General features: G+C 37.7%; 22 protein-coding genes. 9 read left to right on the top strand and 13 right to left on the bottom strand.

What is annotated here, in order from left to right; all coding sequences use genetic code 11:
- Position 1: 1 nt before the first annotated feature.
- The gene (locus G626_RS0104080) at positions 2-877 is read left to right on the top strand and encodes a DUF2225 domain-containing protein (RefSeq protein WP_022931524.1); all 876 of its coding nucleotides are present in this window, start codon (positions 2-4) and stop codon (positions 875-877) included.
- A complete protein-coding gene (gene truA / locus G626_RS0104075) occupies positions 861-1673 on the top strand; it encodes a tRNA pseudouridine(38-40) synthase TruA (protein ID WP_027726967.1) in 813 nt (270 codons plus the stop codon). Before G626_RS0104080 ends, truA begins: the two co-directional genes overlap by 17 nt.
- 92 nt (positions 1674-1765) lie before the next feature.
- Here the strand turns inward: truA and priA are convergent, their stop codons facing one another.
- From priA to thiI, 3 genes are all read right to left on the bottom strand, one after another.
- Positions 1766-3847: a replication restart helicase PriA gene (priA, locus tag G626_RS0104070; protein ID WP_022931522.1), complete on the bottom strand. Its 2082-nt coding sequence runs from the start codon at positions 3845-3847 to the stop codon at positions 1766-1768.
- A gap of 12 nt (positions 3848-3859) precedes the next feature.
- The gene (locus tag G626_RS0104065; protein ID WP_022931521.1) at positions 3860-4621 is read right to left on the bottom strand and encodes a uracil-DNA glycosylase; all 762 of its coding nucleotides are present in this window, start codon (positions 4619-4621) and stop codon (positions 3860-3862) included.
- 114 nt (positions 4622-4735) lie between these two features.
- Positions 4736-5911 (bottom strand): tRNA uracil 4-sulfurtransferase ThiI, encoded by a 1176-nt coding sequence (gene thiI / locus G626_RS0104060; protein WP_022931520.1) that lies wholly within the window; start codon positions 5909-5911, stop codon positions 4736-4738.
- A 38-nt stretch (positions 5912-5949) separates the two neighbouring features.
- Between thiI and G626_RS0104055 the strand changes: the two genes are divergently transcribed.
- Complete coding sequence (locus G626_RS0104055) at positions 5950-6993, top strand: hypothetical protein (protein ID WP_022931519.1); 1044 nt, start codon at positions 5950-5952, stop codon at positions 6991-6993.
- A gap of 42 nt (positions 6994-7035) precedes the next feature.
- Here G626_RS0104055 and G626_RS0104050 read toward each other — a convergent pair whose 3' ends face one another.
- From G626_RS0104050 to G626_RS0104035, 4 genes are read right to left on the bottom strand one after another with little or no spacing between them, the layout of a single operon-like run.
- Positions 7036-7866, bottom strand: coding sequence for a glycosyltransferase (locus tag G626_RS0104050; RefSeq protein ID WP_022931518.1), 831 nt, complete (start codon positions 7864-7866; stop codon positions 7036-7038).
- Positions 7867-8673, bottom strand: coding sequence for a lysophospholipid acyltransferase family protein (locus G626_RS0104045; RefSeq protein WP_022931517.1), 807 nt, complete (start codon positions 8671-8673; stop codon positions 7867-7869).
- A 2-nt stretch (positions 8674-8675) separates the two neighbouring features.
- Positions 8676-9545: a lysophospholipid acyltransferase family protein gene (locus G626_RS0104040; protein WP_022931516.1), complete on the bottom strand. Its 870-nt coding sequence runs from the start codon at positions 9543-9545 to the stop codon at positions 8676-8678.
- Positions 9523-10569, bottom strand: a complete 1047-nt coding sequence (locus G626_RS0104035; RefSeq protein WP_022931515.1) for a glycosyltransferase family 8 protein — start codon at positions 10567-10569, stop codon at positions 9523-9525. Before G626_RS0104035 ends, G626_RS0104040 begins: the two co-directional genes overlap by 23 nt.
- A 132-nt stretch (positions 10570-10701) precedes the next feature.
- On the opposite strand from G626_RS0104035, the gene G626_RS0104030 reads away from it, so the two are divergent.
- The 5 genes from G626_RS0104030 (at position 10702) to G626_RS0104010 (ending at position 17453) form a co-directional block, all read left to right on the top strand.
- A complete protein-coding gene (locus G626_RS0104030; RefSeq protein WP_022931514.1) occupies positions 10702-11529 on the top strand; it encodes a hypothetical protein in 828 nt (275 codons plus the stop codon).
- A 64-nt stretch (positions 11530-11593) separates the two neighbouring features.
- The gene (gene ileS, locus G626_RS0104025; protein WP_022931513.1) at positions 11594-14815 is read left to right on the top strand and encodes an isoleucine--tRNA ligase; all 3222 of its coding nucleotides are present in this window, start codon (positions 11594-11596) and stop codon (positions 14813-14815) included.
- Positions 14802-15677: a hypothetical protein gene (locus tag G626_RS0104020; RefSeq protein ID WP_156003163.1), complete on the top strand. Its 876-nt coding sequence runs from the start codon at positions 14802-14804 to the stop codon at positions 15675-15677. Before ileS ends, G626_RS0104020 begins: the two co-directional genes overlap by 14 nt.
- Positions 15678-15739: 62 nt before the next feature.
- Entirely contained in the window at positions 15740-16777 is a 1038-nt protein-coding gene (locus tag G626_RS0104015; protein WP_022931511.1) for a uracil phosphoribosyltransferase, read from the top strand.
- Positions 16749-17453 carry a tetratricopeptide repeat protein gene (locus tag G626_RS0104010; protein WP_022931510.1) on the top strand — a complete coding sequence of 235 codons (705 nt, stop codon included), beginning with the start codon at positions 16749-16751 and terminating at the stop codon, positions 17451-17453. The genes G626_RS0104015 and G626_RS0104010 overlap by 29 nt, the downstream gene beginning before the upstream one ends.
- A 31-nt stretch (positions 17454-17484) precedes the next feature.
- Here G626_RS0104010 and G626_RS17255 read toward each other — a convergent pair whose 3' ends face one another.
- The 5 genes from G626_RS17255 to G626_RS0103985 are packed head-to-tail and all read right to left on the bottom strand — an operon-like array spanning position 17485 to position 25151.
- Positions 17485-18816: a nucleotidyl cyclase domain-containing protein gene (locus G626_RS17255; protein WP_022931509.1), complete on the bottom strand. Its 1332-nt coding sequence runs from the start codon at positions 18814-18816 to the stop codon at positions 17485-17487.
- 1 nt (position 18817) lies between these two features.
- Positions 18818-20311 (bottom strand): motility associated factor glycosyltransferase family protein, encoded by a 1494-nt coding sequence (locus G626_RS0104000; RefSeq protein WP_022931508.1) that lies wholly within the window; start codon positions 20309-20311, stop codon positions 18818-18820.
- The gene (locus G626_RS0103995) at positions 20298-21776 is read right to left on the bottom strand and encodes a 6-hydroxymethylpterin diphosphokinase MptE-like protein (protein WP_022931507.1); all 1479 of its coding nucleotides are present in this window, start codon (positions 21774-21776) and stop codon (positions 20298-20300) included. Before G626_RS0103995 ends, G626_RS0104000 begins: the two co-directional genes overlap by 14 nt.
- A 2-nt stretch (positions 21777-21778) precedes the next feature.
- Positions 21779-22576, bottom strand: a complete 798-nt coding sequence (locus G626_RS0103990; RefSeq protein ID WP_022931506.1) for a hypothetical protein — start codon at positions 22574-22576, stop codon at positions 21779-21781.
- A gap of 1 nt (position 22577) precedes the next feature.
- A complete protein-coding gene (locus G626_RS0103985) occupies positions 22578-25151 on the bottom strand; it encodes a midas domain-containing protein (RefSeq protein WP_022931505.1) in 2574 nt (857 codons plus the stop codon).
- Positions 25152-25306: 155 nt separating this feature from the next.
- Between G626_RS0103985 and G626_RS15335 the strand changes: the two genes are divergently transcribed.
- Positions 25307-25804: a septum formation initiator family protein gene (locus tag G626_RS15335; protein WP_022931504.1), complete on the top strand. Its 498-nt coding sequence runs from the start codon at positions 25307-25309 to the stop codon at positions 25802-25804.
- Between the two features lie 6 nt (positions 25805-25810).
- Here the strand turns inward: G626_RS15335 and G626_RS0103975 are convergent, their stop codons facing one another.
- A complete protein-coding gene (locus G626_RS0103975) occupies positions 25811-26692 on the bottom strand; it encodes a TP0183 family DNA metabolism protein (RefSeq protein ID WP_022931503.1) in 882 nt (293 codons plus the stop codon).

The following is a 26692-nucleotide window of genomic DNA, read 5'->3' as shown; positions in this document are numbered from 1 at the left end:
TATGGCTGCTAAAAAAAATGGTCCAGAAAAAAAAGTCAGCATTTCTTACTGGTCAAAGGATAAGGTAAAGTGTCCTGTCTGCAAAAAAGAATTTGAACGAGAAATTATGCGAAGCGGTAACGGACGTATGATTGCCGGTGGACTTACAGAAGAGCTTCATCGTATTTATGAACCTTCAGTTAAATTCGGTCGTATCTATCCTCTTATTTATGAAATTGGAGTTTGCCCTAACTGTTATACAGCTTTCTTCTGGAATGATTTTACAGAAAAAATTGATCAGGAAGATGCAGATAAAATTTTTGAACATTCTGAAAAACGTAAGCAGAACTGCGAAGAAATCTTCCCTTATTTTAACCTTAAACATGAACGTACATTATATGATGGAACAGCCATGTATTACCTGGCCCTTATGACTTATGACGATATGGGCGCATATACTTTGCCTACAATGAAAAAAGCAATTCTGACTTTGCGCCTTGCCTGGCTTACTGCAGAAATCAACCAGCATTGTGCAGACCATAATTTTGATATTATTTCCAAAATGTTCTACAGCAAGGCTCTCTTCTTCTACCAGCAGGCAGTTATTAACGAAACTGAACGTGTAGAAAAAAGTTCTACCTTAAATAACATGGGCCCGGACATTGACAAGAACTATGGCTGGGATGGCGTAATTTATCTTTGCGGTCTTCTTGAATATAAATACGGCCAGCAGGATGATATTCAGTTACGCTTGAAAAAACTTAGTGAATCTAAAACTGCAATTGCACGTATTTTCGGTTTAGGTAAATCTTCTAAGAATAAGCCGGGACCTCTTCTTGAGCACGCCCGTAACCTTTACGATAATCTTTCTAAGCTTGTAAATGACGATGAGTTCTAGAAACATTCTCCTTACAATCTCTTACGACGGTACAGATTTTTGCGGCTGGCAGAGGCAGGATGATGCTAATGGCGGCGAAGCCAGTCGTACCGTTCAGGGAGAAATTGAAAAAGCTCTGGAAAAAATCCATAAAGAAAAAACTCCTTTGTATGGCTCTGGTCGAACAGATAGCGGCGTGCATGCTGTAGGGCAGGCTGCAAATTTTTATTCTCCGCTTGCAAGTATGCCGGCTGAAAATTACATTCGTGCTTTAAATGCATTTTTGCCTGATGATGTAAGAATTGTCGGGGCCAGAGAAGTTGCAGAAGATTTTTCTGCCCGTAAGTCTGCTACCAGCCGTAGCTACCGTTATTTTATTTCTACAGATTTAAATGGAAATGTTACAGCAGATAATCTCCGCTACTGCTGGCGTGTAAAAAACTATACACCTAATCTTGAACGTCTAAATAAATACTGCGAATGTCTTCAAGGCGAACTGGACTGTTCTTCTTTTGCAGCAAGCGGAGACGACAGCGTATCAAACAACCGCTACATAGACGGAGCCAGATTCTTTTTGCAGAAGGATCGATGGGGAAAAGATCTTCTTGTTTTTGAAATTGAAGCAAATGCTTTTCTGTGGAAGATGGTAAGAACATTGACCGGTACTCTTGTAAATCTGGATAAAGAAGGGGCGGCGGATGATGCCATGAAAAAAATCCTGGAGGCACATGACAGAACAAAGGCAGGAGTAACCGCACCACCGAATGGACTTTTCTTGTATGAAATTAAGTTTGACGGTGTAAGGCGACATGTCTAATGTGGTTTCGATACACCGCTTCGCGGTACTCAACCACCGGTATTTCGTTATACGGGTGGTTGAGTAGGCCGAAGGCCGTATCGAAACCTCATCTACAACAAACTCACCGGATCCACATCATATTCAATATAAACATTCTGATTATGAGTGTAATCGAAAAGAAGTTTTCTGGCCGCAGTCTGTAGCGGAACAATCGAACTTCCTTTAAGTAATATCTGATATCGCCAGCTGGAATTAATTTTTTCTATAGGACATTCAGCAGGGCCAATAATTTCCATTCCACGCGGTGCACCGTCTGTCAAAATTTTTACAGCATCTCTGGCTGTTTCCGCTGCAAGTGCTTTGTTGTAGCTGCGGAAAACAAGACGAAGCAGACGGCTGAAAGGAGGAAAGTCCAGCATTTCTCTTTCTGCAAGTTCACTGCCATAAAAATCTTCTATACGATTCTGGCAGGCATAAAGAACAGGGCCACGGCCAGGAGAGTAGGTCTGAACAATAACTTTTCCATCAGGAAAATAACGTCCGGCTCTTCCTGCAACCTGGGTAATCAAAGAGAAGGTACGTTCACCGGCACGAAAGTCCGGCATATGAAGACCTGCATCTGCTAAGATTACGCCAACCAGCTGCAGCTTTGGAAAGTTGAGTCCTTTTGCAACCATCTGGGTTCCAAGCAGAATATCATATTTTCCCTGGCGGAAATCTTCGAGAGAAGTAAGGAGCTCTTCTTTATTTTTCAGAACATCTGTATCAAGTCTCATGACTCTTGCGTTAGGAAACTTTGCCCGGGTCTCAGCTTCAATAAATTCTGTACCAAAGCCTGAACTTCCTATATCTAGAGAACCGCACTGAGGACAGCTTTCCGGAGGAGTTGTAGACCAGCCGCAGTAATGACAACGCAGGCGGTTTTCAATTTTATGATAGGTGAGTGGAACAGAACAGTTTTTGCACTTAAGCTCAAAGCCACAGGAATTACAGCGGAAAAAGTGAGTAAAGCCGCGGCGGTTTAAAAACAAAATTACCTGATGTTTTTGTTCAAGAGTTTTATTGATCGAATCTTCAAGAGGCTTTGAAATACAACCGTCTCCCGGATAATAGCTGAGGTCAATACAGGAAATATGAGGCATCTCGCCACCGGCAAGACGTTTTGTAAGAGTGTGGCGGATAATAGAGCCTTTCTGCATTCCATACCAGGCTTCAACGCTTGGAGTTGCGCTTCCCATAAGCAGAGGAATTTTTAATGAAGTACAGCGATGCATTGCCACCTGTCTTGCATGGTAACGCGGATTATTTCCGGATTTATATGAGCCGTCATGTTCTTCATCAATAATTACAAGTCCCAGATCCGGAACCGGAGCAAAAATTGCGGAACGTGCACCAACAACAACACGGGCTTCTTTATGCATTATACGGTGCCATTCACTGAGGCGCTGGGATGGAGTAAGGCCTGAGTGTAAAACTGCGGCTGTGTTTCCAAATCGTTCTAAAACTGATTTTACAACCTGCCCAGTAAGCCCGATTTCGGGTACAAGATAAATTACACCTTTTCCCATCTCAAGAATTTTTTCTGCTAGAGAAAGAAATACTTCCGTCTTTCCAGACCCGGTAGGACCGTATAAATAATGAAAAAGCCCGGTGGTTGAGTAGGCCGAAGGCCGTATCGAAACCACATTTGTATTATCTTTTTCTACGGTGGTTTCGATACGCCCGCTTTGCGGGCACTCAACCACCGTATTTAGAATTTCTTCTACAGCCTTCTTCTGCTCATCTGACAGTACATTCTTTTTCTTCTCTCCAACTTCTTCTTCAAAGCCAAAGCCACCGGCACTGCTGTCACGGCGGCCGCTTGGAATCATAGAAAAAACTGCTTCACCCAAAGTACAAAGATAATAACGGGCAATCCAGTTTGCCATTTCTATCAGCTCTTTTCCAAAGAGCGGTTCTTTATCTATAACTCTTTTTATAGGTCTGATTTTTTCAGGTCCAACAGGACAGTTTTCCGGCAGTTTATCACTTATGTTAATTATAAAGCCCTGAGTTTTTTTATTTCCAAACATTATTTCTGCACGTTTGCCAATTGCAGGAATAAGTTCAGCTTTTTCATTTTCCGGAGGTATGTAGGAATAAGTAAAACCCTGATTCACAGGAAGATTCAGTATTATTTCCAGATACTGCATAAATAACTACCGTTAGTTAGCCTTTATCGCGTCAAGACGGCGTTTGAACTTTTTAAGATCTTCCCAGGCCGGTCTTTTTAATTCTTCATTGCGGAGAAGTGCACTTGGATGATAAGTAGGCATAACAGGAATCCCGTTATATTCAAAGAACTCTCCATGCTGGGCATTAATAGAAATGTTCTGTCCTGTGATTTTTTCTATGGCAATTTTTCCCATACATAAAATCATCTTTGGTTTTAATATATGAATCTGTGCTTCAAGAAAAGAGAAGCAGGCTGCCTGTTCATCCGGCATAGGATTTCGGTTTTCTGGTGGACGGCATTTTACAATGTTTGCAATATAGCAGTTGCTTTTGCGGTCCAGACCAATTGCAGCAAGCATACGGTCAAGCAGAACGCCAGCCTTACCGACAAATGGTAAGCCCTGCATATCCTCGTCGTGTCCTGGACCTTCGCCAATTACAAGTACGTCAGGATGCTCAACTCCCATACCTGGTACAACATTGTTACGAGTGCGTGCTAAGCCGCAGCGAGTACAGCGGAGAATCTTAGCATTAAGTTCGTCGAGAGAAAGACCTTGTGTCATGTTCGGGCTTGACCCGGACATCTCGACATCTCTGTTTTGTCTAGATTCCCTGGTCGAGCCAGGGAATGACAACTCTGTATCATTCGCAAAGACCGGCTCTCCTGCAAACTTTTCCCGGGTATATCCGCATTCGTAAGCATCTGCTGTTTTGAGAAGGGTGTAGATTATTTTTTTATCTTCTGCTTTCATAGTTCCTTATATCATGCTGAACCTTCGCAGCATAGCTGCTCGGAGACTCGCTAAAAACAGTCCACTGGACTATTTTTGCCCTGCTACGCAGTGCCGCTCCCTATGTTTCAGCATCTAGTCTGTCTTTTTCTCAATTTCTCCACATGCTGTAAGTTTATAAATTTCTCTTTCTTTATAAGACTTTTCAATCAGCTCATCAACTTCAAGATTCTTGTAAATTTCTTCTGCTTCTTCCGGCTGGCCTCTAAGAACAGGGTGCCTTGGACTAAAGAGTACACAGCAGTCTTCATAAGGAAGAATCGAAGTTTCATAAGTATCAATAAAATATGAGTCTTTAATGATTTCTTCCTTATCCATACCGCAAAGAGGGCGGAGAAGAGGGAACTCTGCAAAGTGCTCTGTAACTGTCATGTTTTCTATGGTCTGGCTTGCAACCTGACCAACGCTTTCACCGGTAATAATACACTTAGCCTTACAGCGGCCGGCAAGTCTGTTTGCAACCTTCATCATGCAGACACGAAGCATAAGTGTGCTCCATGCTTCCGGAGCCTTTTCTTTAATCTTCATCTGAACATCAGTAAAAGGAATAACGTTGAGATAAAGAGTAATTCCATAATAAGCAAGTTTTTGGGCAAGAGTTACAACCTTTTGTTTTGCTTCTTCGGAAGTGTATGGATAGGAATGAAAATAACAGCATTCAATTTTCATACCACGGCGCAGCATACGGTAACCGGCAACCGGAGAATCAAGACCTCCGCTCAAAAGCAAAAGTCCGCGACCGCTGCAGCCAACCGGAAGTCCGCGGCAGCCAACATTAGAATCAACATATACAAAAGTTTTTTCGCGAACTTCAACATAAATAGTTGTATCAGGCTTATGAACATCTACTTTCATGAGGGCTTCAACGTCGCCAGCAGCTTCACAGCAGATTTCATAAGAGTTCATTGGAAAGCTTTTGTCTGCACGGCGGGCATCAATTTTAAAAGTTTTGCAGCCGCGTTCTGCCTCAAGCTTTGCAAGGTCATAAACGGCCTTATTAATTGCTTCAATTGTTTTATCGCAGACAGTAGCCTTAGCCCAGCCTGTAATTCCTATCAAATGATTAAGTGTAAATTCTACTTTTTCCTGAAAAGAATCTTCACATTCAATATAAAGACGGCCGGCACGAAGCGAAACCTTTGCCCCTGTGCCTTCCAGATATTTTGCTGTATTATGCTTTAATAAGTTTTCAAATTCCTGAAGGTTTGAACCTTTTAATGTTAATTCCCCAATTTTTGCCAGATAAGTCATAACTATATTATAAATGAAAAACAGCCGATAATAAAGATGTGAGAAAATCTTTTTTTGTTTGTATTTTTATAATCTTTAATGTCTTTTACTCTTTTGCCCAATCAATCCCTTCTAGACTCCTCGGTATCTGGGAAGCAAAAGACCGTTATGTTTTCTTTGAGCAGAATGATGAAGAAAAGCCTGAAATTGTAATTGTTCTTAAAACTTATTACGGCTGGTATTTGAACAGAGCGGCCGAACCTGCTTCATATAATGAAAAAGAAGCCCGTGTACGCAATACAGCAAATGCCCGCAATGCAGAGCATATTTATATTCAGAATGTAAATACAAAAGAAACAAATAATTCTATCTATGGTTCTCTGGATCTTGCATATTCTACCTGGCAGAAAAACACGATTCCATTTTTAGTAATTGATAATGCCATGTATCTCTCATATTTTGAAAAGGATATACACGAGGAGGAAATGGCGGATGATTTAGAGACTCAGGAAATGACTCAGGAAGGAAGGCTTACTCCATCATGGACTTTTTACCGGGGCATTGCTCCTTCCCAGGGCTTTATGCTGAGTCCACAGTCTATACCCGAAAATATCACAGGTTATATTATTGATGGTGACAAACTTTACGATGTCCGTTACTGGCGTACAGATATGGATTATTCTACCGACTACATTAACTTCACTTACCAGAATGATACTTATCAGATTCCAAAGCACCTGCGAAGCTGCAATACTAATTATTCCTGTGTTTCCGGCCGCAGTAAAAAAGTACGCAATACTGTAAAGCCTTTTGAATATAAGGCAGAAGATTTTATCTTTAATGATGACGCTTCTGTATTTACAAAAAATGAAGAGCCTTATCTCAAGCAGCTTGCAGACAAAAATACTTTTGAAGAACTGATAAAAATCATTAAGGACGCAAACTCACGCCGTAAGCCGGATCCGCCTGCATTATTTCCTGAAAGTAATTTGGACTGGCACTGGGATTTAATAGATCTTCTGGAAAAAGATAATAAGTTGATTCACGCGGTGAGGGAAAGACAGAAGAATTTTGGCCCGCGGGGAAGAGACCGGGGAAAGTAAGGTGGTTTCGATACGCTCCTTTGGAGCTACTCAACCACCAGTTTACTGATTTTCAAATACACCTTTGAGATAAATATATTCATAAAGAATATCATCAAACTGATCGTATTTAAAAACCGTATGTACCTTTGTTACGTGATACTGTTTGATGTTCGCAGTGTGAGGATATGGCAGCCAGAAAAGTCTTTTTGAAAAGTGTCTTACGACAGTCCAGTTTGGCCAGAGAAATTTCTGGTCGTTAAACTTCTGAGAAATGATTTTCTTCTTTGTAGTGCTATGCCAGAGAGCATCCTGATCTGCAAAAAGCCATTTTTTTGTTTTTATCTGATTTCTTGCTTTTTCAAAAAGTCCTGTTTGCCGGCATTTATTTAGATTAAAGAGAAGAACACCTGCATTAATATAATCAGGTCTGATTAAATACTTTCCGTAATGGTCATTGGCAGCAGCATATTCATAATCTGTAATATCAATATCATAAAGCATGCAGATATCTTTATTAAACATTATATCTATATCAAGATACAAAAACTTATCCGGCATTCCGGGAATTAAATCTGCAAAAAGGCGGATTAAAGTATAAGGTGAGCAGTAACACTGTTCATTAGGACTATTTGCGAACTCTTTCTTGTAAATCTCAGTTACATCAATTTTGCGAACACAATTTTCTGAATTATATTTTTTTGCAACTCCGTCAAGAAAGGAAATCATTTTGTCATCTATCGCGGTATAAGCTGGATTAAGATGTGAAACATCCATTGTTAGAATTGTGATTTCAAATGCTTCTTTTGTTTGTGTCCGCTTAAAAATAGAGAGCATACATGTGAGAACTCCATCGAAAACTTTTGAGTTTCCACAGAACATAATGTTTCGCATTTATTTATCCTCCCTTTCTTTTTGTACTTCAGAATCCTCTGCTTTAATATATTGAATTAATTCAACATTATTAAGCTTACTTCGTTCGCACATCTTATTATAAACCTGATTTCTTATATCTGCCTGCCTTTGCTTGCGGTCAAGTTTTTCATCTGCAAAAAAAGGTCCGTCAACATAAGTTACGATTTTTGGAGTTTTAGAAAAAGCTCTTTTTTGATATGTATTTGTAAAACAGAAAACTGCACAGTCATATGTTAAAGGATAACGGAAAGACATATCTGAAAAAGGTCTTATTCCTGTGTAAAAAGGCCATATATGGGCTTCCGGATAAATCATGATAGAAGCTTTTTCAGAAACTCTTAGTTTAAGTGTATCCATGAAATTTCTTGTAGCAGCAAGATTGTCAGGCAGGGGAAGTGCTCCAAGATATGGTGTAATTTTTCCGAGAACAGGCATTGAAACATTGTTCGCATTTACAACAACATAAGTTGAATGTGGAAAAGAAACCATGCTGGGAATAAGGGCGTCTGCAATGTTGTTAGTATGGTTAGCATAGACAAACACAGGTTTGCCTTTGTAAGCTCGTATGGCTTTTCTGTTTATGATTTTATGATGATATTTGAGTTTTAAAAATAACCAGGCTATTGGAAAAGCAAATATTCTGTACCAGAAAAGCCTCATAGTCATAAAGAAAAATGAAGAATTACCATACCAGTAATTTTCATCTATGGGACGAGGCTTTATTGAATCTCCGGCAAATTCATCGTTTAATTCATCTTTATAATAGATGACCTTTGGATGTTTCATGCTTACTCTGCCTTTTCTGTACTATAGGTAAGGGGAGTCTGATAGAAATCTTCGTAAACCTTTTTCCAGGCTTCAAAGTTTTTATCTTTCATTTCTTCGATATTTTCTTTTGCAGATTTTGAAGGATCAGCGAAAATCGCAGGAAGGATATTGAGTGTATATTCCTGAACAGGATAGCCGTCTCCATCAATTAAATCTGAATCTTCCATTGTAATAAAAATTGGGAGAACAGGCACTTTTGCTTCTACAGCAAATTTAAAAGCACCATTAGTTAATGGACGTGGTTTTCTGTAATTCCACCACATTGCCTGCTCTGCATATACAAGAATTTTTTCTCCACGGTTAAGAAGAACTTTTATGGCATCCATAAAAAGTTTCATTGTTGCAAAGCTTGAGCTTAATGGAAGTGTGTTACAGTGACGGAAAAAGAGACCGTAAATACCAGGAAAGTTAGTAAAGTTTCCTTCACGGATTACCTTGTAAAGATCCCGGCCCTGTTTGTGAAGGTAGGGTAAAAGTGCATGATGAACGGCAAAATTATCAAATGCATTAAAATGATTGCAGGTAATTATAAGACCGCCATCCTGAACGGCTGTAAAGTTTTCTATACCTTTAATTTCTTTAATAATCAGCTGCTTATTGGCAATAAGATTATTAATAAATTTTTCGGCCTTTATATTTACAATTTTTGTAAGTATTCTGTTTAAAAGCTTTTTATTAAGATAGTCAACCTTATCTGGTGTTAAAGGAATTGTCGGAGGGTCATCTTCAACATCGCGCTGCCACCAGCCTTTTTTTTCATATTCCGCTATTCTTTCTTCAATCTTAATACGCTGAGGATTTTTTTCATTAATTGTCTTTTCTTCTGTCATGATTTCTCTTTCTCTTGTAAGCTTTAATTGTTACAAGCTTTCTGATTCTTGCAAAACGTTTGATCTTGTCGAAAAACCACCATACACTTCCAGTTTTACCCTGTGTGTTATTGTAGTTATTAGGATCGTTTGCATCTTCTTCTGCCATCTGTTGAAGATTCTGCATAAGAACTTCATCCTTGTCAAAATCGGCCTGAGTTCTTGAGTCTCTCATCTGAATTAACTTGTCATAAAAACCAGACATCTTTGCATATTTCCAGAAGTATTCTTCATAAAGAACGTTTTTATACTTCCATGGGCGCCAGTTTATTTTCCAGTGGATTAAGCGCAGGTCTTTATCATCAAAAGCAGGGTTTTTATAGGCAGTTTTGTTCCAGCCAAGATTAATCCATCTTACATGACCTTTACACAATACATTAAGATAATCTTCATCCTGAACAACACGGAATTTATAACGGTTCAATAAATCAACAAATCTTTCTGCTATGAGTTTATTGCGCCATCTGCGGCAGTTAATAAGAAGTATACCGGCGTTGAAATAGTTTTCACGTTTAATTCCATCTGCTTTTTCAACGTAGTTTCCAAATACTTCATAGGTCTGCATTACTTCTTCAACTGCAGCTCCTACATAAAATCCATGAATATGGTGATTATAAAGTTCTGCGACATCTCCAAGTACGGTAATATCACAGTCCAGATATAAAACTTTTTTATAATATGGAAAAAGATTTGGAATAAAAATACGGTAATAAGTTTCTTTAGAGTAATAATCTCTTAAATGAAACATATCTTTAATCTTGTCCATTTCTTTAGCAAGAGAAATGAATGTGATTTCTGAGTTTTCTGTTTCCAGAGCTTTTATCTTATCAATGTTATCCTGCTTAAGTTCTGTAATGAGGACAAAGATTCTGTAAAAGTTTTCTTTTGAGGCATTATCTAAAAGTGATGAAACAGCTACAGCGAGAAAGGGAACATAATTATCATCAGTAGCAAAGCATACGGGTATTTCTTTTGTTTTCTTCATATAATTACAAATCAATAAAAATTTATTAATTTTAACATTTTTGTAGTTAAAACACAAGCAGAAATAAAATCATTCACAAAAAACAATTTTTTTGATATTGTTTGAAAGAAATTGCTCGAACAGGATTATAACATGAAAAAACTTTTATTCATTTTATCTTTTTTCTTTTTATTTACAGGCCTTTTTGCCTATGATTTTTCAAAAGCAGAAACAGAATTAATTTATAAGACTCTTGATGCAAGACTTAATACCAGAACCTGTGCTTCTCCGGACGAGGCTATTAAAGTTCTTGATAATTATTCTGCTTCGATATTTTCTGACTCTCTTTACAAAGACGCAGGTACTGAAGCCCGCTTCGTTGTAGATAATATGCTTGTTCTTGAAAAATACAGTTATATGTACGAAAAGAATATGACTTCACCAGACCTTAAACCTTTTATTCTTGCTCAATATGAAAAAATAAATGAATATACAGCTGCACATGAAAATGAAAAGCTTTCACCCTGGTTTTATCTTTCTTCAGGAGATGTAATTAACTCTTCCATGCAGTTTATTTCACAGGCCACTGCAATTAAACTGGGGCTTAAAGAAAAAGATGATTATGATGATGTTGTCAAAAATAATCCCGATCTTGCTTTTGCGAGAATAAACCGTGCCTTATGGTATTATTTTGCACCTGCAATTGGCGGTGGAAGTAAAAGTGTTGCAAAAAATGATTTCCAGAAGGCAGTTGAAACTGCAACCTGTGATTATGAGCGCTTTTATTCCCGTATTTTCCTTTCTCAAATATACTATGATGATGGAAATACAAGCGAATGCAAAAAACTTCTGGATGAATGTGATAAAATTCTTCCGGGAAATGTATATACGCCTTTTATCCGCTTTTTGAATGATAATAAATATTCGCTGCTATTTTATACAAATAACCGCGAGAAAGTTGAAAAAAAACTAGGGTTATAGAATAAAATCGTGTTTTATGTCATAATAAGAAGATTATAAATATCACTTATAAAAGGACATATACATGAGCTTTAAACCGGTTGATCCAAAAGTTGACTTCCCAAAACAGGAAGAGGAAGTATTAAAATTCTGGCAGGATAATGACATCTTCAAAAAGTCAGTTAGCCAGAGAGAAGGGGCAGAGGACTTCGTATTCTATGACGGCCCTCCGTTTGCTACAGGTCTCCCACACTTCGGACATTTCATTCCATCAACCATTAAAGATATTATTCCACGCTATCAGACAATGAAGGGAAAACGTGTTGAGCGCCGCTTTGGCTGGGACTGCCACGGTCTTCCTGTTGAAAATCTGATTGAAAAAGAACTTGGCCTTAACTCTAAGCACGAAATTGAAGCTCTGGGTATCGACAAGTTTAACGATGCCTGCCGTGCTTCTGTTTTGAAGTATACTTCTGAATGGCGCACAACAATTACACGTATGGGCCGCTGGGTAGATTTTGATAACGACTACAAAACAATGAATCCTGAGTTCATGGAGTCTATCTGGTGGGTTGCAAAAACTCTCTGGGATAAGGGCCTCATCTACGAAGGAAAATATATTCTTCCTTACTGCCCACGCTGTTCTACAGTTCTTTCTACTCACGAGCTTGCTCAGGGCTATAAGGATGTTCAGGATCAGACTGTAACTGTTCGCTTTAAGATTACTAAGGCTCCGGCCGGAGTAAACGACCCTGACATGGCAAATGGAAAAACTTACTTCCTGGCCTGGACAACAACTCCATGGACCTTGCCTTCAAACCTTGGCCTTTGTATGGGTCCTGATATTGATTATGTAAAGATTCTTGATAAGGAAAGCGGAGACTACTACATTTTTGCTGAAGCCCGCCTGTCTGCTTACTATAAAGACGAATCCGGCTACGAAATCATCTACCGCCATAAGGGTGCTGATTTTATTGATGCTGAATACGAGCCTCTCTTCCCATACTTTGCAAATCTTAAGGATCCAAAAGCCTGCGAAGAAATGAGCGGCCAGAAGTGCGAAAAGGGTGCCTTCCGCATGTTCAATGCAGCTTACGTTTCTACAGAAGACGGTACAGGTATCGTTCATATTGCTCCGGCTTTTGGTGAGGAAGATAATAAGGTATTCCGTGGTTCTGGTGTTCCAAACGTTGAGCCAATCGATGCTGAATGTAAGTTTACAAAAGAAGTTCCTGATTATCAGGGCCTTTTTGTAAAGGATGCAGATAAAGATATTATGAAGCGCCTTAAGGACGAGGGTAAGCTTGTAAAACGTGATTCTATTGTTCACTCATACCCACACTGCTGGCGCTGTGGCTCACCTTTGATTTACCGTGGTATTGGTTCCTGGTTCGTAAAGGTAGCTGATTATCACGATGTACTTCTCCGTGCAAACAGCAAAATCAACTGGCAGCCAGCTCATATTAAGGAAGGCCGCTTTGGTAAGTGGCTGGCAGGAGCCCGCGACTGGGCTGTAAGCCGTAACCGCTACTGGGGTAACCCGATTCCAATCTGGCGCTGTGATGACCCTGACTGTAAGCATACTCTTTGTGTAGGAAGTCGCCAGGAGCTTAAAGACCTCAGCGGAACTTACCCTGATGACCTTCACAAACAGTATGTAGATAAGATTACTTTCAAGTGTCCAAAATGCGGTAAAGGTACAATGCACCGTATTCCGGAAGTATTTGACTGCTGGTTTGAATCAGGCTCAATGCCATACGCTCAGGTACATTATCCTTTTGAAAATAAAGAGAAGTTTGAAAAGAACTTCCCTGCAAACTTTATCTCAGAAGGTCTGGACCAGACTCGTGGCTGGTTCTATACACTTACAGTTCTTGCAGCCCAGCTTTTTGACAAGCCAGCTTTTGAAAACTGTATCGTAAACGGAATCGTACTTGCTGAAGACGGACGAAAGATGTCTAAGTCCCTCCGCAACTATACAGACCCTGTTGAAGCAATCAACAAGTTTGGTGCAGATGCAATCCGTCTCTTCCTTATGCACTCGGCTGTAGTAAAGGCAGATGAAATCCGCTACTCAGATGCAGGTGTCCGCGACGTTCTTAAATCTATCATCATCCCATGGTGGAACTCTTATTCCTTCTTTGTAACTTATGCAAATATCGATAAGGCCGCTCCTACAGGCCACCTCTTTGATAACAAGACCCCGTCAAATCCTCTTGATGCCTGGCTTTTGTCTATCACTCAGAATCTTATTAAGGAAGTTTCTTCAGCCCTGGACGCTTACGACCTTTCAGGTTCTATTGACCCAATTGTTAAATTCATTGATGAACTTAATAACTGGTATATCCGCCGCAGCCGCCGCCGCTTCTGGAAGTCAGAAAACGACAGCGACAAGGCAGAAGCTTACGAGGCTCTCTATATTGCCCTTAAGACTCTTGCAACTGTTGCAGCTCCATTTGTTCCGTTTATTACAGAAGAAATGTACCAGAATCTCAAGCTAGACAGAGATAAGGAATCTGTTCACCTCTGCGATTACCCAACTCCTAACAAGGCATGGATTAATGAAGATCTTGAGTTCAAGATGGCAACCGTACAGAAGGCAGTTTCTATGGGACACAGCCTGCGCAATCAGTTCAACCTCAAGAACCGCCAGCCACTTGCAAGCGTTGCTTTGGTAACACGTAATCCAAGCGAAAAGACTGTACTTTCAGAAATGCAGGATACAATTGCAGAAGAGCTCAACGTTAAAAAGGTTGAATTCCACGACCGCGAAGACGAGCTTGTTGAATACAAGGCAAAGGCTAACTTCAAGGTTCTTGGTAAGGAACTCGGCCCACTCATGAAGCAGGCTGCAGGAATTATCGCAGGTCTTACAAGCGAGCAGATTCAGTCAATCCTTGATGGAACAAAGCTTAGCATTGATGTTGCAGGAAAGACTGTAGAACTCGACGAAGAAAAGGTTCTCGTTGAACGCTTTGAAAAGGACGATCTTAAGGTTCTCAATGACGGAACTCTTACAGTCGGTCTTGATTCTAAAATTACAGATGAACTCAAAAAAGAAGGTTATGTTCGCGACCTTATCCGTGGTATTCAGAACCAGCGTAAGGAAAACGGCTACAACGTAACCGACAGAATTAATCTTGAGCTTGGCGGAGATGCCGACCTGGAAGCAGCATTCAAGATGTTCGCAGACTTTATTTCCGGCGAAACACTTGCTGCAAAGGCAAGCTGGAATGCAGGTCTTACAGGGGCATACGAAGTTGAAGCTGATGATAAAAAATGGAGTTTCAAGATTGAAAAAGCATAATTTATACTGGCTAACAGTTTTATTTGTGCTCCTTCTTGCAGGCTGTAAATCTGCACCCGCAGGAAGACCAGTTGATGCCCTGGAATTAATTGATAACCAGAGTTCCTTCTACATTGCCGTTCCTAAGGCCGCAGATAACGTCCTCATTGAAAGAATTATCACCGGCTTTTATCAGAACGCTACAGAATCAGATGCAAAAATGATTGCCGACCGTGTAAATAAAATATATTGCGGTCTCAATCGTTCAAGACATGGAACAGATGTTCAGGCTTCAATAGATGGCTCTATTCCACAAAAATATTTACCAAAAGTCTTAAGTGCTAAAAACGGCTGGGTTATTTCAGATTATAGTCCTGAAAAATCAGATACTTCTTATAAGATTTACAGCGGTGATATCGAGATGGCTTTTCCATCAGATAAGCTTGCCTGCATAGGAAGGAATCTTGAAGGAATGCTTGATAAATATGATTCTCTTTCAAAGCTTCCTGCAGAAGATACAACTGAACTTTATTCAGATTTAGATTCTGAACTTACTGATTACTTAAAGGGTGCAGAATCAGAAATCCGCTTTTTCGCAAATAAACCACAATCTTTCCTGACAATTCTTACAGGTGCTCAGCTTGACCTTAAGTTAATTGATGTAAAGGGCAGTTTTAGAACAGATCCTAAACATCAGAATCAGTACCTCTTAAATCTTGATTTCAGATTCAAAAATGGTACCTTCCTTAAGGCTGGAAAAACTCTTTTAATTCTTGCCTTTGGGCTTACCAATTCTCAGGAAGAAATAATCGGAGACAGCGAACTTTTAATTCATGATATCAGAATAGATAAAGAGCAGCTTTATAAACTGCTGGCGCTATAAAAATACTGGTGGTTGAGTAAGCCGAAGGCTGTATCGAAACCACAATTATAAGGAGTTTTTAAATGGCAGAAAACAATAAGATTATTCTTAAAGCAGAAGATTTGGACGGATATCTTACATCTGAAGATATGGAAGATTTGAAGAAGCTTGAAGTAATGTTCAAGGATACAATGAAATCTTTTGAGCCAAAAGATGAAGCTAAAATCATAGAAGGTTACGATAAGCTTGGTCACGAAATGCAGAAAATCTGTGCTAAGCATCCTGCCATTAAAGTTTATTCCTTTGTAACGGAAGAGGGGGCACATGCTGAATGTTCACGTGTAATTTCAAAGCTCCGAGACGAGCGTACAGACCATCAGGAGTTTATGTATTACAGTCAGCGCGCTTACGAAATGCTTTTCCGAATGGCTTATACAGACCAGCACTCAGACAAGAAAGGACATATCGTTGTAAAAACTCCTGTAACTTTCCCGGTTCAGAACTACGCAGTTCATAAAATTCCTGATATCGACCATAAAATTGAAAACACTGTAATGTGCGTAATGCTCCGCGGTGCCCTTCTTCCATCTATGATTATGTCAAAGGAAATTCAGGAGTATTCAAGCCACGGCTACAAAACTCCATTTGCTCTTTTCAAAATCAGCCGTAACGATACTAAAAACGAAGCTGATATGGAATACATTATGGACCTTAATAAGTCATTCTTCAACCTCGAACAGCTTGACGGTAAGGATTTGATTTTTGCTGACCCTATGAACGCAACCGGTGGTTCACTTGTAACCGTTGTAAAATATCTGCAGAGTCAGGGAGTAAAACCAAAGTCTATTGCATTCTTTAATACAATTTCAACACTTAAAGGCTCGATCCGAGTAACACGAGCTCTTGAAAACTGCACCTGCTATACACTCTGGATGGACCCTGTAATGAACGAAAAGGCTTATATTATGCCTGGCCTCGGTGATGCAGGTGACCGTCTTAATGGCTGCGATACAAAGGATGCTCCACGAAATATGATTCAGCTTATTGCAGATTACGGCCACAATATTTCCGGCCTGTATAAGTCTCAGCTTTATGAAATTGAAAAAATTGTTCTCGGCTAAAAAATACCTTGCTGCAGGCTTGCTTGCATTAAGCCTTTCTGCTTTTTCATTTTTCTCATGTGAAAGTACGGAACTTTCTGTACCGGTTCCAGGTCAGGGTGCCGTAAAAACAAGAAACATTTACGCAGAGTATTATATACTTGGCGACTCATATTATAAACTTGAAGATTATAAGAAGGCTTCAGAATACTATGAGCTTGCCATGAAGAAAAAAGAACAGTACTGGGCTGCTTATTATAAACTTGCCAAGTGTTATATATTCATAAGCGACTGGGATAACGCCCTTCCAATGTACAAAAAAATTCTGGAACGTGATCCGGAAAATGCTTCCTTAAAAGCAAGTCTTGCCTATATTTATTCCATGCAGGGAGACTTTAAACGTTCTATTACTATTTACGAAGAACTGCTTGAAGCTCAGCCTGTCAATCAGGAATATCTGGAAAACTATCTTGCTGTACTCGCGGCAGATACAAAGAAGTTCGAAAAGAAGCATGCAGTTAAATTTACTTCCACTTACGAAACTCTGAAAACTGAATATCCGGAAAATAAGAACTTAAAAACTTTCGAAGACAAATATAAAGAACTTATGAATATTGTTGACGAAGAAGAGGAAGGGGAAGAGACTGAAGAAGGCCAGGAAGAGGAAGAGTCTGACAATTCTACGGTGATTGAGTAGACACGAAGTGTCGTATCGAAATCACTTTCTTCTACTGATTAGCTTCCATAAGCTGACGGTATTTTTCAGAGTCAACACGGAAGGCTATAACAGGAGAAGACTGGTCTGAATGTTCGATAGCCTGTTCTGCTTCCATTATGAGACGGTCTCCGCCAACCATTCTTATTGAACGTGACGAAATACCAATTCTGCAGTCATTATTATTTATGATGTTTCTGATGTCACTGTGAAGTTTTTCGGCAAGCTTTAATGCTTCATCAACATTCATACTGATTTTTATTGCTACAATGCAGTCATCTTTATATTCAAAAAGCAGATCTTTAAACTGGAATTGAATTATAAGATAGTTGCAGACATTCTTGAAAACTTCACTGTTTTTAAGAATGCCGGGAAGTTTAATAATAAAAAGTGAAAGGTCAATTTCAGAAGCTGTTGCTCTGTCTATTTCGTTATTAAGTCTTGTAGAGAGATATGATTCCCAGCTGATGCCTGTTTCTGAATTATACAAGCCGGATGGTGATTCTGGTTTTACTTCATCTACAGGGAGTTTTGCAGGTTCATTTGCAAGCTGTTCATCTGTAAGTGGTTCAGAAAGAATTGCCTTTACTTCTTCAGGTGTAACTTCTGCATGTTCTCTTTCACCTGAACTTTCTGAATCTTCTGCAGCTTCTTTTGTTTCATCGTTATCTGTTTGAGCAGCAGTAAGGTCTTCGTTACCATCTTCGTGAACTTCTTCATCAACATCATCATTTTCTGACTGTTCAATTACTTCTGAATCCAGTTCAGAATTATCTTCAGTTTCCATTTCATTTTCATCAATTGCAAAAGAATCTTCTGAATCTTCGTCGAAACTGATTACATCAGATGTATTTTCAGAAATGTTCAGATAAATAATCATAATGATAGTTATGATTGTAATTATCAAAATCATTAGAAATGAAATACGTGCAAAATAGAAAATTGAATCAGGCCTTATTAAATAAATATTACACTCTACTGAAACTGACTGTTTGTTTACAGTAAGACTGCTGTTAAAAGTTTTAGTTAATTTTGAAAGGGTTTCTTCTTTGCTTTTTCCAGAAGGGTATAAAACGACAGTTTCGTTATTACGGCGTACATGAATATAAGAATAATCTCCTGAATCTCCTACGGCGTCTTTAATGCCCTTTGAGTAGGCAGCAGTATTTTCTTCCTGGTTAAAACTTAAGGTACGTATATCATTTACAAGTTCTGTAAATTTTTTATCTGATTTTTCAAGGTTTGTTTTATATTCGTTGAACAGATTAAAGCCAAAGAAGCTTATTGCAAAAATAAAAACTGCTGATGCAAAAATTGTGTAAATAACGATAAATCGATTTTTCATATCATATATTATAACTTACAATAGAGTCTAAAGCAAGTTTAAGTAATTCCTTATACTCAAAGTTTTTATAGCCTTTGTTATTCCGTAACCAGGCTACATAAGGCAGTAATAATAATTCAACTTCATCTATTTTCATACTTTTGATTTTTGAAATAAAGGATTCTAGTGAAAAAGCTTTACCATTTGAAGCTGAAAAAAGAGCTTTATTAGAAGGGCAGTGTAATTTATAAATATCATCAGTTTTAGTAAATGCTATTCCTTTATCTGTCAGGTATTTTTCAAGTGAAAATTTATAAGCTTCAAGAATCTGTGTTGTTTTCCTTTTATTTTCTGTTTCCTTTAATTCCGTTCGGAACATAAGTTTAGAAAAAATCTGCTCAGATTCTGAAAGCTTAGTGGATACTTTATTATATAGGGAATCCAGATAAGTACCTGATGTATAAGCTTTTCCTTTGGAGTAAGAAAAGTCTGCTCCCAAAATCAGAATATCCTTAAAACCTGCCTTAAGGGCTATGTCTAATGCTGTAATAGTTACAGTTCCTGCACCGGAAAAAAAATCCGGCAGCTGAAAATTGTTGCTTTCGTTTATAGCAGATGAAAGGGGATGACCGGAGCAGAAAAAGAAAAGGTCTTTTCCGGATTCAAGCAGGTGTCTTGCAGCCGAAGAGTTTGCACATAAATCAAAGGCGTACAAAGTATTTTTACAGTCTTTATTTGTTATGAAATGATTATATGAAACTGACTGAGCATCAATAGATACAATAAGATCCGGGATAATATTTCGCTTAAGGAGAGCAAGTCCTGCTGTATCTGTGGAAATAATATAGTACTTGTCTGAAGTTTCTTTTTTGAAAAACTCAAGGGTGTCATCAAGACTTGGACCTGCAGCAACTACAAGAGCCGTTTTATTATTTTCTTTTAATATTGATTCAAGTTTATTTGAAGGAGAATAATTCTGGGCAAGCCTTGAATTGTTAATAATATTTGAAGTCCAGATTTTGCCAAAATGAGATTGTACGGAAAAATCCGCAGAAATAATTCCGAGAGTTTTTGTCAGTATTGAATTTATTTTTACGGTGAAAGCAGAGTTTTCATTTACCCAGGCTCTTTGTTCTATTATTTTAAGATTTCCATATTTTGCAGGAAGATAATTTTGAATTAATGTCTGCTCTAAAGATTCCAGACTGCATAATGAGATTAAAGGATTTTTAGAAAGCTTATTAAGGTTTTCATTTTGTAATAAAAAGTTAATGTCATCCTGATATAATTCAAGAGCAATTATTTTTGCAAACGGATTTTTTTGACTTAAAAGATTAATGAAGGTTCCGCTTCCGATTCCAAGTACAAGGAAAAAATTATATTTTTCATTAATTGAATTATAAAGACTTTCTGCTTCTCTTTCAGGATTATAGCGGGATTCCATGGTTTTACCGTTTAGAAAAACCGGAATTTGAGAACCATTTTTTGCTGTAATAAATTCTTTATATATCTGCATTTATAAGATTACCGGCCTTAATTTTTATCTTTTCCCATTCGTTATTTATTTTTTGAATAATTTCTGTGTTTTCAGGTTCATGAGCCAACTGTACATAATCTAAAGGAAATAATTGTTTTTTTAAGCTTTCTGTTATGTCTTTTCTTTTTAATAAATCTGATATTGCTTTTTTTTGAATGTTTATCTGCTCAGCAGTAAAGAAATCTTTTTCATAAGAGGTCAGGTCTTTTGTTAAATTAGAAAAATCTTTCAGGTTGATATCTTCAATCCATTTTAGTGAGTTTTTTCTGTCTTTTTCTTCAATTAGTCTGAATACATTCCGGTTTGATAATTTCAATGGATTATTTATAAACCAGTTTTTATATATTTCCAGACTATCGTTAGTTAGTTCAGATTTGAATAATCTTAAGGATTTGCTTTTAATACGATTATCAGATAAACAGGAATTTAATTCCAGCTGATTTGGCTGAGCGTGTTGAAAACCTTTCTGACAGGCCATATCAAGTCCGCAAAGGTAAATGTTTTTTGTAAAATAAGTTGCAGCAAAAAGAAGGGCAGTGCCGCTTACTGTTCCATTTCTGTAAGCTTTCATTGCTTTAAGTTTTACAGATGTAAATAAATCATTGGAAAAGCCGTCTCCGTAATTCAGAGGTAAAACGGTAAGTTTTTGCAAAAGAGATTTTTTACAATATCCTTCTGCAGGCATTGCAAGCGGTATCTCCTTTTTATATAAAACTTTTAAATGTTCCGAAGCCCAGTAACCGCCGTCTGTAGACATGCATAAATCAGGTTTTATTCCATTTTTTATACAAACAGTAATGGCCGAAGAAAGACATAAAATAAAAAACTTATTCTGATTATTTTTTATGTAATCAATGAAAGGTAAAAGGCTTGGCCCTGAAGATATTATAAGAATGTCTTTATTTACAGGTTCTGTCAAACTTGTAATATTCTGGCAATTTGTAAAAAAAATCAGACTGTTTAAAAACCATTTTTTTTCAAAATACTGTCTTGTTATTAATAAGGTTTTAGAACGGTAGAGAGCATTTTTTATGGAAGTCCAGACCTCTTTATCTATGTCACTGAATACCTGAGATGATGGAGTCCAGGGAGTGAAAAAGGTTGTCAGTAATTCTTCTTCTGTAAAAATACTTTCCAGATATGTTTCTAAATCTTTGTGCTCATAATAATTTAAGATGAAATCAAAATCTTTATTATAATTATTAAAGCTGTCGCAATAACGGATTGCTCCTATTTTACTTCCCGGGAATTTGTTTTTTAGAAAAGGAAGAATATAAGAAAGGCCAGGTTCTGTAATTATGATTTTTGATGCTGCATAAGGTAAAACTAAAGCCTGTGTAAATCTTTCTGCTTCTTTTACCGGAGAATAATTTGAATGGAGAAAATGATTTTCGACAAGTGCTGTTTCTTCTCCATTTTTAGCTTTTTGAATTGTTATCTTCAAAATTATTCCGCCTGTAAAAAGGATTGAATTTTATCGCATGAATCTGCAGTACCGGCAAAGCAGATTTGAATATAGTCAGTATGATTATTTAATACTTCTTTAAGATTTAGAATTATATGATGAGAAATTAATTCTAAGGAATATTCTTTATCAGTTATAAATACTGATTTTAATACAAAAGGATTTATCTGCAGGGTTGTATCTGGAATATTATATCTGCAGGTAAAGCGGTTGTATAACTCATTCATTAAAGTTTTTGTAAAGAAATCTAAATCTGAAATTTTGTCTTTTTCTGAAATATAAAAACTTTTAATTGCTTCTGAAAAATCAATTTTTAGCAAAAGGACAACAGTGTTTTCTTTGATAAGAGGATTCAGATTAAGAATGTTATTATTATGTCTTTGGGTATTAATTGATTCAAAATCTTTTGCAGCTGCCTGAGAAAGACTTCCGGCACAGATAATAATTTTACCGGCTGAGTTTTTGTATACGGAAAGGTCTTTCAGATTGTCTTTCATGTTAAATGAAAATAACTGAAGCAGTTGTCTGTTATCAGAATTTGAAAATGTATATATCTGACCCGAGTTTTTACAGATTCCATCCCAGAAATCTGAAGTTGAAGTTGCAGAAAGAATGGATTCTGCATCAAAACCAATGCTATCCGATACTTTGTAATCTGAATCTTTTTTTTCGAGAAGGGCACAGGTTTTTAAGGAATGTTTAATTATGAAATCAGAAAAAGAAATACCTGGATTACTTTTAATTTCATCCAGGTTATTTGCTCGCGAAAGAAGCCCCATATTAAGAAAGTCCTAATTCTGAGAAAAGCTTTTTGTAAGTTACGAATTCATCTGACTTAGCAAACTCAACAATCTTTTCTTCAGGAAGGTTTTCAAGCAGCTGATCCATATAAAGGAGTACTGACTTTATATCCTGTTTGAGGTCTGCGTTTGCAATATTATCAGAAGCATTATCGCCTGCTGAATTATCAAGGTAAGCAAGGTTGCTTTCAGAAAGGGTATTGTCGAGATTGTCAACTTCTGCAAATGAAGCAGCGGAAGTTGCTTCTTCTTCTACATTGCTTTCTTCGATTACAGGTTCTTCAACTGTTGTTTCTTCTTCAACTGCTTCATCATTAAGAACCTTGTCTACAGTAGGAATGTCGTCATCTTTGATTTCTTCTTCGATAACAGGTTCCTCTTCAATAACGGTTTCTTCTTCGATTACCGGCTCTTCTTCAACTACAGTCTCTTCTGTGATTGCAGGCTCATCTTCAATTACAACATCTTCTTCAACAATGTTTTCTTCTTCAATTGAGTCTGGCAGTTCTGAAGGTAAATCAATTGTATCTACGTCATCAGTTTCATCTGCAACAAACTCTGTAGCAGTATCCTCTTCTTCGGTTGTTTCTTTTACAGAATCCATAAAGTCTGAAGAAGTTGATTCTACAAGAAGGTCGTCTTCTTTTGGAATTGAGATTTCATCAGGAAGCTCTTCATTTTCATAAAGCTCATCATTTCCGTCTGGAATGAATTCGTCAATCTTAGGCTCTTCGAGTTTTTCTTCAGAAGTGAAATCGAAGTTATCTGACTGGTCTTCCTCAAAGTTAATGTCATCAAGGGAAGTGTCTTTTTCGTAAGAAATTGCATTTTCAATATCAGTTTCAATATCTGATGTTTCATCTTCAACTTCATCTGCTTCTACTTCAGAAGAGATAATAGATTCATCGATTACTGTATCATCAGGATTATCTGAAACTTCTTCTATTGTTGTGCTGTCTTCAATTACAGTTTCTTCAAAAGGAACTTCTGTTTCAGTATTTTCTGTTGTATCTTCAATTTCTACAGAGTTCTCTTCAATAACCGGCTCTTCGCTTTCTTCTACAGAAGGTTCCTCTACAACAGACTCTTCTACAGCAGCTTCTTCAGTAACTGTATCTTCGTTTTCATCTGTAGTTCCAGCTTCAACAGTATCACTGAATTCAGCTGTATTCATGATGTTGTCAAGTTCATCGAAGGAAAGGGCAATTGTTTCATCTTCATCATCACCGCTGAAGAATCCGCCTTCATCTTTTGCTTCCGGAATTTCATCTGCTTCGTTTGTTGCAGCGGCAATCGCAGCACCTGCGGCTACACCGGCAACTCCGGCAGCAACAGCTGCAGCAGGACTAACTGTATTTTCCTGAGTTTTAATTTCTTCAAGGTTTGTTTTAAGCTTATTCAGTTCATCTTTGAGATTTGAAAGCTCAGAAACAATCTGCTGTAAAAGTGAATTGTCTACAGTTGTAGAATTTTCATTCTTAGGTGCTTCTTCAGGAATAACTTCATCAGTTTCTTCTACAGCATCAGTTTTTATTTCATTAACAACTGGTGCAGATGCAGTGTTTTCGTCGCCAACAGTCAGATCATAATCAACAATCTTCTCTTTATTCTTGGCTTCTTCAACATCCTGTACGATAGGAGTCTCTTCTGCATTTGCATCAATACCAAAGTCTGAAAGATCAACATCTTCTGTATTAATATTTTCAGAAGAAGTATCTGGAGTGTGAACAGAAGTTTCTTCTGCTGTAAAGCTTGAACCAAAGTCATCCATTGAAACTTCTTCGGTTTCTACTTCTTCAGATTCTTCTGTGTCATAATCGTTATCATCTTCATCTGAAGTGATATCAAGAGAAACATTGTCTTCTGTTTCAACAGTATCTGCTGAATCATCAAAGCTTATATCCATATCAAGAGGTGCTTCATCTTCAATAACTTCAGTTTCTTTTGGACTTTCAGGAGCAGAATCAAAAGAATCTCCATCCATAAAGTCATCAAGAGAAAGCTCTTCAGTTTCATTTGATGCGGCTGCTGCAGGTTCAGCACCAGGCTCATAACCGTTATTTCCGGCAGCAACAGACTCATCAGAGAAGCCTCCGTCCATAAAGTCATCAAGTGAAATTTCTTCATCGCCGCTGCTTTCTGCAGAAACTTCTACTTCAGCAGCTGTATCACTTTCTTCGCCGGCAGCTTCTGATTCACTTGAATCAGGAATATCAAAATCTCCTAAATCAAGGTCTCCACTTTCTTCCGGAGCTTCAACCTGTTCTACTTCAAAGCCGTCTGTTATATTTGCAAGCTCATCTGTACTGAGCGTTGTGTCATCTTCATTGCCGAAATCATCCATGGAAGCAGAATCTGCACCCTGAGGTTCTTCCTTAAACATATCGGAAAAGTCGGAGTCGTCGAAATCAGGTAAATCCAAGCCACCAGCATCAAGATTCAGTTCATCCGATGGGTCTGCAGGGGTCTCGGTATTAGCGCTGTTCCCTGTTGAATTCTTTACCCAGACACCATAACTCTCAAGTTCATTTGTATTGTCATCAGATTTACTCATATAGCTCCTCTCATTCGGATAGTAATATACTTGTACATTTTATATATCGGCATATATCCCTGAAAAAAATAGAAGTATTTACTATATTCTTTTTTTATTATAACACATCTTTTCATTTCAGAAAACAGAAATTATTGCCGATATTAAAATTATCTATGAATCGTGCCAAGTATCTTGCAGCAATATTTTTCGGAACCTTTGTCTACGTTCTTCTTTCTATGACGTTTGGACAGAATAGTCTTTATTGTTATAACAAAATGGAAGAGCAGAAGCGGATTATAAGCCGTCAGACAGCTGATATCCAGAATATTAACAGCGAACTTTCCCTTGAACTTGCTGCTTTACAAAATGACAGAGCAGTAATTGCCTCTTATGCTCATAAGCTTGATTATGTAAGTGAAGGTGAGAAACTTGTTAAAATAACTGGTCTCAGACCCGCACAGACAACTTTGTATGATACAGGCACTGTTTTACGTCACGAAGAACCGGAATTCATATCAGAAAAAATATGTAAAATAGTGGGATTTGTTTTTGCCTTACTCTTTATTTTGATTTTCTTTTTATATGATATCAGTCGTGGAAATATTATAATAGGAAAAAACAAAAAACCGATTGTAACAGGTATTCCTGTTTATGATATTCCTCAGATTTAATCTTCTTTAATTAAGTCTTGTCCAGATAACGTTTACGCTTCCTTCTTTATAACTGTCTCCATCAGGTAAAAGAGTATCTTTTCTTCCCTTTAGGGTATTATTATCAGTTAAAGCCAGGGTCCATTTTATAGGTTTTGCTGATACTGCCGCTGAAAGTGCAGCTGTACGGTTTAATTCAGGGTAAAAAGAAGCATTTGAATTAGCTTTTTGAGTGATGACTACCATTTTGTTGTCATCTGATCCGGAAAGTTCTACGGTTATATTCATGGAAGCACCGTTGTTAAAAATAACAAAGCCTCTTCCGCCTCTCATAATTACAATTTTATTGATATTTTCTTCTCCTCCCCAGGTGCCGGAAAGCTCTTCTGTGGAAGCGATTTTTGCATTGCCTGATGAAACCGGATTCTGGATAGAAGCCGTTATGGAAGTTGCGGATGTATCGTTTTCTATAAGCTGCTTGATTGTATTTTTAAGAACATCTTTTGGTTCCATTAATATTTTATAGAAGGAATCATAGGTCTTTTTTTTTGAATGCTCTTCGTTTTTGTTTTTATCAACTACATAATAGGTGGTTATCCATTTGTCCGAAGAAGAATCTTTTGTAATAAAGGTGAAGAAAGATAGTTTTCCGTCTGAAAAAGAGGATGCATCCGGCCTTTCTGTAAGGCTTGGAGTAGTTCTTTTATCTGAAACGGAAAAATTATTGATTTCGGAAAGCTGGGTATAGTAAAGGTCGCTTGTCATTTTAGACATGTTTGCATCAATTTCTGTTGAAACTATACCGTAATAATCTATGCTGTAACTTTGTCCTGGCAGGGATAGTGGTATAAAAAAGAGAATAAATGAAATGATTATTGATTTTTTAAGAGAAATCTTTTTATTCCTCAA

The sequence above is a fragment of the Treponema bryantii NK4A124 genome, assembly GCF_000421345.1.
GTDB lineage: Bacteria > Spirochaetota > Spirochaetia > Treponematales > Treponemataceae > Treponema_D > Treponema_D bryantii_B.
The sequence above is the reverse complement of the archived record's forward strand: the minus strand, read 5'-3'. Positions and strand labels throughout refer to the sequence as shown.